Here is a 9865-nt window from a genome sequence, read left to right as displayed (position 1 = left end):
TTAGAAACACTCAGCAGATTAAATTCAACCTCAATAACAAACCCCAATTCGTTCAAGTTCTTCCGTGGCAGGATGAATTGGGTCTAGATTGGCTAATTGTGGTAGTCATTCCCGAATCGGATTTCATGGGACAAATCAACGACAACACTCGCATCACTATACTGCTGTGTTTACTGGCGTTAGCAGTGGCGATTGTTGTAGCAATTCTTACTGCCAACTGGATTACTCGTCCCCTCAATCGGATTGCCAAAGCTTCATCTGAGATGGCACAGGGTAATTTCAACCAGCGCGTTGCATCTAGCCAAATTATTGAACTCTCAAAATTGGCAAACTCCTTCAATAGTATGGCAGAGCAACTGAAAAACTCCTTTGACAAACTCAATGATGTAATTGTGCAAGCTAATCAAGTAGGAATGAAAGTTACCTCTTCCACGAGACAGATTGCTACTGCGGGCAAGCAGTTAGAAGCCACCTTCGTACAGCAAGCGGCTTCCACCAAAGAAGTGAAAGCTAGCGCAACTTCGATTGCTGGTACTAGCGGGGAATTAGCCAAGACAATGGAAGATATTGCCCAAAAAGCGCAAGCAACCGCCGCCTCTGCAACTAACAGTCAAGCCTCCCTCACGCAAATGGCAGATGCGATGAATCAGTTGGCAACTTCCACCACCTCGATCTCCTCCAGATTGGGAATCATGAATGAGAAAGCCAATAACATTAATAGCGTGGTCAGCAAGATTGCCCAAGTAGCCGATCGAATCAATTTAATTTCCCTCAACGCCGGCATTGAAGCGGTAAAGGCAGGAGAGTATGGGGCGGGTTTCACTGTGGTTGCCACAGAAGTTAAGCGACTAGCAGATAGCACCTCTCTTGCTTCCCAGGAAATCGAAGAGATGGCTAAAGAAATACAATTATCTGTTTCCAAAGGTGTTGCGGAAATGGATAAGTTCAGCCAACAGGTCAGTCACCATATAGAACAGGTTGAGCGCATCAGTGGAGAAATCGCCTCTGTAATCTCTCAAGTGCAGAGTCTCACACCGCAATTTGAGAAAGTCAGTCACAATATGGAAGGGCAATTCGAGGGGGCGCAGCAAATCAGTAATTCCATATCTCACTTAAGCGAAGCTTCTCAGCAAACCGTGGCATCTCTACAGCAGACTAACCAGGTACTGGAGCAATTGAATGATACCGCCCTTCTCCTACAGGGTATTATCTCTACGAAGGTAAACTCGTGAGTATATCGTTAAATCCTCAGTTGCAGATAACATTTTGACGATCGCCTGCTGTTGCTCTTACTCCAATTTTCTGCTTCTGTATCTCGGTTTTCATACTCTCTGGAGACTCAATTTCATTCGACATAGCTGAAGATCTACAATTTCTTGTAATGCTTATACTACTGCGCTTATGTTTGGCGATAAAATCAAAAATAAGCGAGTAGTTAAATATGTTGGTAGAGTCAAATAAAAATCTAGAACACAGCGCCGTCATAGCAGTTTTTATATTGGTATGCAAGGCGGGAGCTTGGGTGGAATCTCTGACATTATTGACAGAACAAACTGCTCAATTGATGTCATTAAATCTACATAAACGGCCTTACTATCAGTGAGGTCGAAGAGCCGAAAAGCTTATCCGTTCTACCTTTTAGCCATAGTTGTTGCCCCCTCAGATGCCGACTGGCATTTTTTCCCCAAGCCCTACCCTTTATTCCGCCTTGGGCACACCGCTGGGGAGGCGCAGGGCGATCGCACTTTCATATCTTCTCCCGATCGTCACAGGGGTAGCTCGCCCGGATTTGGTATGACAGATTGTTGTCACCGCCCCAGATTGCTTTTAGCTCATACTTGGGATAGATTACATATTGATGATTTATTGATATTAAGCCTCTGTGCCAACCGTTGCATTCCTGCAAGAGACTAACCAAGTTGAGGAACTAAATCAAACAGATAATGAAAAGCTCAAATGTTAAATGGCATAAAAGCTTGAATACTCAAACCCTCATTGGTGTGGGTGCAATCGCGGTTGGTTTAATCGCTAGTTTGATCCTGGCGATCGAAATTGAAGGCAAAAAGCTAGTTTTTGCTGAATCTTCACGCCTAATCGAACAAACAGGTGACAATGCTGTTTCAGATTTAGAGAATCGCTCTCGAGAAATTGCTGCCTTAGCCCGAAGCATAGGGGCAACAGCAGAGGAATTACCAAAATCAGAAATAGTATTTAAACAGGTTCTGCCAAAAGTTATTGACTTTCAAGGAGATTTGGCTGTAGCGGGAGGAGGATTTTGGCCCGAACCTTACGCATTTGACTCCAAGGTTGAACGTAGAAGTTTCTTTTGGGGTAGAGAGTCAAATAATTCCCTCAAATACTACGATGACTATAACAAATCAGGATACCACAATACGGACTGGTACGTTGTAGCAAAATATTTAGAACCAGGACGTTGTTTTTGGAGCCGCTCCTATGTAGACCCCTATTCCAACGAACCAATGGTTACCTGCACAGTGGCAACCCAAGACAATAGAAAATTTTCCGGTGTTGCGACTATCGATTTGAAACTAGGAGGTTTACAAGCATTTACTGAATCCTGGCAGCGAAAGACAGGTGGCTATATTTTCATTGTGGATCGAGACAATAAATTCATCACTTTTCCTCAACTCTCTTTAGTCAAGAAAATTGAGACTGATAGTTCCGGTAAGTCAACACAAGAATTTATTCAAGCATCTGAATTTGCTGTTAAACAACCTTCATTTGAACCCATAGCTAGAGCCTTAGAAGCGATTAACCAGAAAATTCTTAGGCAGGCGCAGCAGATGCCTAAGTATAGCAAGGAAACAGCAGCTAAGTTAGACGAACAAAGTGACCAAATCGATCGACAACAAGCTGAACTCATGGCGGCGGTACTTGCCGATCCTTTAAAGCAAGAACAGCAGCAAAATCAACGCTTTCAGGAATTTGAAATCAAAAATGACTGGTTACTTCAGGAAAAATCGACCGTTTATATATTTCACGTACCTAGTTCTTATTGGAAAGTAGTAATTGTCAAGCCGATGTCTGAATCAACCCTAGTAGCTTCTAGGATGGCTTATCTCCTGATTAGTCGTTCGGCACTTATTGTTGTGATAGCAGCATTTCTAGGTTTAGTTTCAGTAAGATACCTGCTCATTAAACCAGTTCAAAGCCTGAATAAGGTGGCTAGAGATATTGAGTTGAATGCCAGCCAAATTGACCCTAGTAAATGGCAGAATATCTTACCCCTCAATCGCTCCGATGAAGTCGGACAATTGGCAAACTCTTTCAACGATATGATTGGGCAACTGAAAACTTCCTTTGACAAGCTAAATGAGGTAATTATGCAAGCCAATCAAGTAGGTATGAAAGTTACCTCCTCCACGATGCAAATTACTACTGCGGGCAAGCAGTTAGAATCTACAGTCGTACAGCAAGCAGTTTCCACTAACGAAGTGAAAGCTACCGCCTCGGAGATTGCTGCTACTAACGGGGTATTAGCCAAGACGATGGAAGATATTACACAAAAAGCCCAAGCAACTGCTGCTTCTGCAAGTAATAGTCAAGCCTCCCTGATGGAAATGGCAGATGGAATGTATCAATTGGCAACTGCCACGACCGCGATCTCCTCCAGATTGGCAATCATGAATGAAAAAGCTAATAATATTAATAGCGTGGTGACCAAAATTAGTAAAGTAGCCGATCGGATCAATTTAATTTCCCTCAACGCCGGCATTGAAGCGGAGAAAGCAGGAGAGTATGGGGTTGGTTTTACTGTTGTTGCCAGAGAAGTCAAGCGACTAGCAGATAACACCGCTGTTGCTTCCCAGGAAATCGAGGAGATGATCGAAGATATACAATTATCTGTTTCCAAGGGTGTTGAAGAAATGGATAAGTTTAGCCAACAGGTAAGTCGCTATGTAAAACAGGTTGAGCGCATCAGTGGAGAAATCGCTGCTGTCATATTTGAAGTGCAAAGTCTCACACCGCAATTTGAGAAAGTCAGTCACAATATGGAAGGGCAATTCAAGGGGGCGCAGCAAATCAGTAATGCGATATCTCACTTAAGTGAAGCTTCTCAGCAGACCGTGGCATCCCTACAGCAGACTAACCTGGTGCTGGAGCAATTAAATGATACCGCCTTCGTCCTACAGAGTATCATCTCTATGAAGGTAAACTCGTGAGTTTATCGTTAAATTCTCAGTTGCAGAGAAAATTTTCACGATCGCCTGCTGTTGCTCTTACTCCAATTTTATTCTTCTGTATCATCAGTTTTCACGCTCTCTGGAGACTCAATTTCATTCGATATAGCTGAAGATTCTATAATTTCTTGTAATAACCACATAAATTTTTGAATTAATTAGATAAACTCTTTGGCGGCGGCTGTATTTTTTCGGGATCGATCGCGAATCAGGCTTTGATAAGATTTCTCAAAGTTCTCTGATAATTTTATCTGAAAATTCGCCCGATCCGTTCACACGCTTCCTCCGCCGTCATAGCCTTGCTGGTTTCCAAATTGGCAAAAGTCTCTTCAATCACTTCAGATAGTGCTTTTTGATAAGCGATATCTTCTCGTTCAATTCTACCTAAAATTGCATTAATAAGACGGTTAGAGCCATTAGAATATGCGCCAAAAGCGTCGGCTTCACCTTTAATAGCGATTGCAGCCAAAACCAAAGCCAAAAGAAAACGGCTTACCAACTCACCAATAGTATCTAATATTCCTTTGGGTGGTTCAATGACTGCATAAGCAAAAGTTTTGAGCAATTCTCGCTCTTCGTCGGTAAAGTTCTCCCAACGATCTTCCACCATAACAGCTAAAGCATTTGCCTTTTGTGCAATTTCCCAAAGGCGTGAAGAATTAGAGGTGCGCGGCGGCTGTAAAATTTGCCGAATTTCCGATGAGTTGATTGTGATAGTGGCGGACACTCAGCTTACCTCCCGACATTCTTTGAGTAACAACCAGCCAGTTGTGACCCAAGCGATATTTATTATGTAGGTTGTATCTATATCTTTACACGCATCATTCCTTCTCAACCGTTGTATTCAAAGGTTTTCCAGTGAGTGAAGCACATAATTTGAGGGAATGAGGAAGAGACAAAAAAATTGTGTACCTCATCCAACCGCTTTCCCACCATAAGAGGGAGGAAAGTATCTAGAGCGGTTCAAAAACAAACAAAAAAAACAGCTACCTCCACCAGGAAGCAGCTGTTTTCCGAAAAATTGTGGCACAGGCATCTTGCCTGTGACAGGGCGGGCAAGATGCCCACCCCACAAGAGAGTAGAATTAGTAATCGAAGTCGCCGCCACCCATACCAGCGCCTGCACCAGCAGGAGCGCCTTCCTTGGGTTCGGGTTTGTCAACGACGATACACTCGGTAGTTAACACCATACCTGCGATCGAAGCCGCGTTTTGCAGAGCGGAACGAGTCACCTTAGCAGGGTCAACGATACCAGCTTCAAACATATTGACAAATTCGCCTTTTGCTGCATCGTAGCCAACATCGAAGGACTTCTCTTTCACCCGTTCGGCGATGACAGCACCGTTTTGACCGGCGTTTTCAGCAATCCGCTTCAGAGGAGCAGATAGCGCACGACCGACAATCAAAGCACCGGTCAGCTCTTCGTTCTTCAGGTTAGCGTTAGCCCATTCTTCCACTTGGGGAGCTAGGTGAGCCAGAGTCGTACCGCCACCGGGAACGATACCTTCTTCTACAGCAGCCTTGGTAGCGTTGATGGCGTCTTCCAGGCGCAGCTTGCGATCCTTCATTTCGGTTTCGGTAGCAGCACCAACTTTAACTACTGCTACGCCACCAGCTAACTTAGCCAGACGCTCTTGCAGTTTTTCCTTGTCGTAGGAAGAATCGGTTTCTTCCATCTGACGGCGGATTTGTTCGCAGCGAGCTTTAACTGCCTTTTCGTTACCTTCAGCAACGATCGTGGTGTTGTCCTTGGTGATGGTGATGCGGCGAGCTTTACCCAGCATATCCAGCTTGGTATTTTCCAGCTTCAAACCGGCATCTTCGGTGATCAGTTGACCGCCAGTGAGGACGGCGATATCTTCCAGCATAGCTTTGCGGCGATCGCCAAAGCCAGGAGCCTTGACAGCAGCTACGTTCAGCACACCGCGCAGGCGGTTGACCACCAGAGTAGCCAAAGCTTCTTTTTCAATATCTTCTGCGAGAATCAGCAGAGGACGACCGGAACGAGCAACTTGCTCCAGCACTGGCACCAAGTCTTGTACCAAGGCAATCTTCTTGTCGGTGATCAGGAGGAAAGGCTCATCGAGAACAGCTTCCATCCGCTCAGCATCTGTAGCGAAGTAAGGAGAGATGTAGCCTTTGTCAAAGCGCATCCCTTCGGTGATTTCCAGTTCGGTGGTCATGGACTTCCCTTCTTCCAGGGAGATGACGCCTTCCTTACCCACTTTGTCCATTGCTTCGGCAATCATGTTGCCGACTTCTTCATCGTTACCGGCAGAGATGGTACCGACTTGGGCAATAGATTTGGAATCTTCTACCTGACGGGCGTGTTCTTTGATTTTTTCTACCAAGAAGTTGGTAGCTTTATCGATACCCCGCTTGAGGGAGATCGCGTTAGCACCAGCAGCAACGTTACGCAATCCTTCTTTCACCATCGCGTGGGCGAGAACGGTAGCAGTTGTGGTACCGTCGCCAGCAGCGTCGTTGGTCTTGGAAGCAGCTTGACGAATCAAGGAAACGCCAGTATTTTCGATGTGGTCTTCCAGCTCGATTTCTTTGGCGATCGTCACGCCGTCATTCACAATTTGAGGTGCGCCGAATTTCTTCTCCAGCACTACGTTCCGGCCTTTGGGGCCAAGGGTGACGGCAACAGCTTCTGCCAGGATATCGATACCTTTTTCAAGGGCGCGACGAGCGTTTTCGTTGTAGATGATGCGCTTAGCCATATGTGTCAATGATTGTGGATTTTAGATTTTGGATTTTGGATTTTGGATTTTGCTAATTCGCGAGCGGTAGAAAGGTAATTGGCTTTTCTTTCCTACTCCCTACTACCCACTACCGACTGGCTATTAGCTAACGACGGCGAGAATGTCTTTTTCCGAGAGCAGGACGTATTCTTCAGTGCCGAGTTTGATGTCTGTGCCGGCGTACTTGGAGTAGAGAACTTTGTCGCCGACTTTTACTTCCATTTCTTGACGGGAACCGTCGTCATTGCGCTTGCCGGGGCCAATTTGGACTACTTCCCCAACTTGAGGCTTTTCTTTTGCTGTGTCGGGTAGGAGGATACCGCCAGCCGTCTTTTCCTCAGAAGCGCTTACTTTGACAAAGACGCGATCGCCTAATGGTTTAACGGTAGAAACGCTTAGAGATACTGCTGCCATACAAAAATTTTCTCCTACTTTATGATTGGTGATTGGGCATCGGGCTTCGGGTGTTCTTTCTCTTGTCCCTTGTCCCTGGCCCTTACTTGAGTTAGCACTCTCATCTCCTGAGTGCTAATTTAAAACGACGGGGCGTGCGATCGCAACAAATTTGTTTGTACGGGTTCCCGAACAGGGGCAGGCGCAGCATCAACAAAGTACAAATACTCAGCGCCGATAGTAGCGAATGGGAGAGGATAAATTTAATCATCACTTAACCGGACATATCCGGGCATAGCGGTATAATAACTCAAAAGTTGAGGATACCACTATTGTCAAATACGTCACCCCAAGAGAAGCAACTGAAATTCTTGGAGTCAATGAACGAACACTGCGTCGATGGCATGAACAAGGGAAAATCGAAGCCATCTGGACATCCGGGAAGCAACGGCGATACAACGTCGAAAGCTATACAGCCAGAGCTAGATCTGGCTTGGATACCCGAAAAGACATCCTCTATGCCAGAGTCAGTTCTCGCGCCCAAAAACCTGACCTCGACCGCCAAATTGAATACCTTATCGACCGATTCCCAGACGGAGAAATCGTCTCAGAAATTGGAGGGGGTCTTAACTTTAAGCGCAAAAAGATGCTTGCCGTACTGGGACAAGTCTTGTCAGGAGATGTCAAACGCCTTGTGGTCGCTCACAAAGACCGATTGGCAAGATTCGGATTTGACTTGTTTCGATGGCTGTGCGAACAGAACAGGTGTGAACTCGTGGTTCTCAATGAATCAAGTCTCTCTCCTCACGAGGAAATGGTTGAGGATATCCTTGCCATTCTTCACTGCTTCAGCTCAAGGCTTGACGGACTCCGCAAATACAAGACTCAGATGCAGGAAGATTCGGATTTACCCAAGCGCCGAACTTAACAAAGTGTGGCGCAAATGGTTGGCGGCTTGCAAATATTGTTTCAATCAAGCTATTGCTTACCAACGACAAAATAAAAGAGTAGGTAAGCTTAAGTTAAGAAACATTATCATGCAGTCTGACTTGCCAGAATGGGTAAAAGAAACACCTTGTCATATCAGGCAAAATGCCATTTTTGATGCTCATAAAGCCTACAAGACAAGTGTTGATGCTAAGTTTAGAAGTTGCCGCGAGCGACAACAAACAATTAAGTTTAACGAGTGCAATTTCAGTTCAGGTTGTTGGTATCCAAAGCTAACTAAAGGGCTTAGCTTCATAACGTCTGAGCCGTTACCAGAAAACTGCTCAAATGCTACGCAGCTGACATTTTCCCATCAAAGGTGGTTTGCCATTATTCCTCAAGAAGTAGTAGTTGAGCGAAAAGAGCGCAGTGGGATTATCGCTTTAGATCCAGGGGTTAGAACCTTTTTAACAGGTTTTGATGGGTCTAGGTTTGTTGAGTTCGGTCATGGCGATATTGGTAGGATTACCAGATTGTGCCAACACCTTGACAACTTAATTAGTCGCACTCATCTTGCTTGTCGAAAGCAACGGCGAAGAATGCGGCAAGCTGCTCAAAGAATGAGAAATAAAATTCGTCACCTCATTGAGGAAGCTCATCAGCAAATTGTTTGCTATCTAACCGATAATTATCGGGTCATATTTCTGCCTACTTTCGAGACATCCCTGATGGTTGCCAAGGTACGAAGAAAGATGCGGTCAAAAACGGTTAGATCGATGTTGACTTGGGCGCATTACCGTTTTGAGTTATTCTTAACTCAAAAAGCCGAAATGACCAACACAATTGTGATTACAGGTTCAGAGGCGTACACTTCCCTGACTTGTACTTCTTGTGGTCATATTCATCAATCCTTGGGTGGTGCTAAGGTGTTTAAATGTCCCTCTTGCGGTCATACTTTACCACGAGATATGAATGGTGCTTTGGGCTTCATGCTCAGAGCTTTGCGGGATACCGCCTTCACCATCACTTCAGATGGTGTCGCTATCGCTGCATTATCCGGGAATTTCCCGTATTGTGTCGCGTAAATGTATCAGACAATTTAAGTGAATAGGATTCACGGACAAAAGCAGCACAATGACAGAAGACTCCGTAGCTTTGCCAGTTGATGAGGTTTGTCAGATTGATGAAGGGTCGGGCGAGAACGCTTTGGCAGCTTGCGTGCAAACTTTGGGACTGAGCCAAATTCAGCGGCATATATTTATTTGTGCAGATCAGACCGTACCCGAATGTTGCTCCAAAGAAGCTGGTTTGGAATCTTGGAACTACCTCAAAAAACGTCTCAAAGAACTCAAACTGGAAAAGCCAACCGCCACTAGACCTACCTGTATCTTTCGCACCAAGGCTAACTGCTTGCGAGTTTGCTCCCAAGGGCCGATTTTGGTCGTCTACCCGGATGGCGTCTGGTATCGCAACGCAACCCCCGAAGTAATTGAGCGGATTATCCAAGAACATTTGATCGGTAATCGGGTAGTCCGGGAATACGCCTTTCTAACTCATCCTTTACCGGAGCCTTCAGGAAATTCGATCGCAGACTGA

Annotated in this window: 8 protein-coding genes; 5 read left to right on the top strand and 3 right to left on the bottom strand. The window is 45.3% G+C overall.

Going from position 1 to position 9865, the window contains the following annotated elements; all coding sequences use genetic code 11:
- Together H6S82_RS08020 and H6S82_RS08015 are read left to right on the top strand one after the other, a co-directional pair.
- A partial coding sequence (locus H6S82_RS08020; protein WP_191056131.1) for a methyl-accepting chemotaxis protein occupies nt 1-1232 on the top strand: 1232 nt, incomplete at its 5' end.
- A 711-nt stretch (nt 1233-1943) separates the two neighbouring features.
- Nucleotides 1944-4184, top strand: a complete 2241-nt coding sequence (locus H6S82_RS08015; RefSeq protein ID WP_190465826.1) for a methyl-accepting chemotaxis protein — start codon at nt 1944-1946, stop codon at nt 4182-4184.
- 265 nt (nt 4185-4449) lie between these two features.
- On the opposite strand, the gene H6S82_RS08010 is transcribed toward H6S82_RS08015, so the two are convergent.
- The 3 genes from H6S82_RS08010 to groES all read right to left on the bottom strand — a co-directional run bounded on the left by H6S82_RS08010 (nt 4450) and on the right by groES (nt 7363).
- On the bottom strand, nt 4450-4929 hold the full coding sequence (locus H6S82_RS08010) for a hypothetical protein (RefSeq protein ID WP_190465828.1): 480 nt from the start codon (nt 4927-4929) through the stop codon (nt 4450-4452).
- A gap of 358 nt (nt 4930-5287) precedes the next feature.
- A complete protein-coding gene (gene groL, locus H6S82_RS08005) occupies nt 5288-6928 on the bottom strand; it encodes a chaperonin GroEL (RefSeq protein ID WP_190465829.1) in 1641 nt (546 codons plus the stop codon).
- Between the two features lie 123 nt (nt 6929-7051).
- Nucleotides 7052-7363, bottom strand: a complete 312-nt coding sequence (gene groES / locus H6S82_RS08000) for a co-chaperone GroES (RefSeq protein WP_190465832.1) — start codon at nt 7361-7363, stop codon at nt 7052-7054.
- A gap of 310 nt (nt 7364-7673) precedes the next feature.
- Between groES and H6S82_RS07995 the strand changes: the two genes are divergently transcribed.
- The 3 genes from H6S82_RS07995 to H6S82_RS07985 are packed head-to-tail and all read left to right on the top strand — an operon-like array spanning nt 7674 to nt 9865.
- Nucleotides 7674-8270: an IS607 family transposase gene (locus H6S82_RS07995; RefSeq protein ID WP_190465891.1), complete on the top strand. Its 597-nt coding sequence runs from the start codon at nt 7674-7676 to the stop codon at nt 8268-8270.
- A 4-nt stretch (nt 8271-8274) separates the two neighbouring features.
- Nucleotides 8275-9354, top strand: coding sequence for an RNA-guided endonuclease TnpB family protein (locus H6S82_RS07990; RefSeq protein WP_190465834.1), 1080 nt, complete (start codon nt 8275-8277; stop codon nt 9352-9354).
- Nucleotides 9355-9403: 49 nt separating this feature from the next.
- Nucleotides 9404-9865: a ferredoxin gene (locus H6S82_RS07985; protein ID WP_190465836.1), complete on the top strand. Its 462-nt coding sequence runs from the start codon at nt 9404-9406 to the stop codon at nt 9863-9865.

Source organism: Planktothrix sp. FACHB-1355, from assembly GCF_014748295.1.
Lineage (GTDB): Bacteria > Cyanobacteriota > Cyanobacteriia > Cyanobacteriales > Aerosakkonemataceae > Aerosakkonema > Aerosakkonema funiforme_A.
The sequence above is the reverse complement of the archived record's forward strand: the minus strand, read 5'-3'. Positions and strand labels throughout refer to the sequence as shown.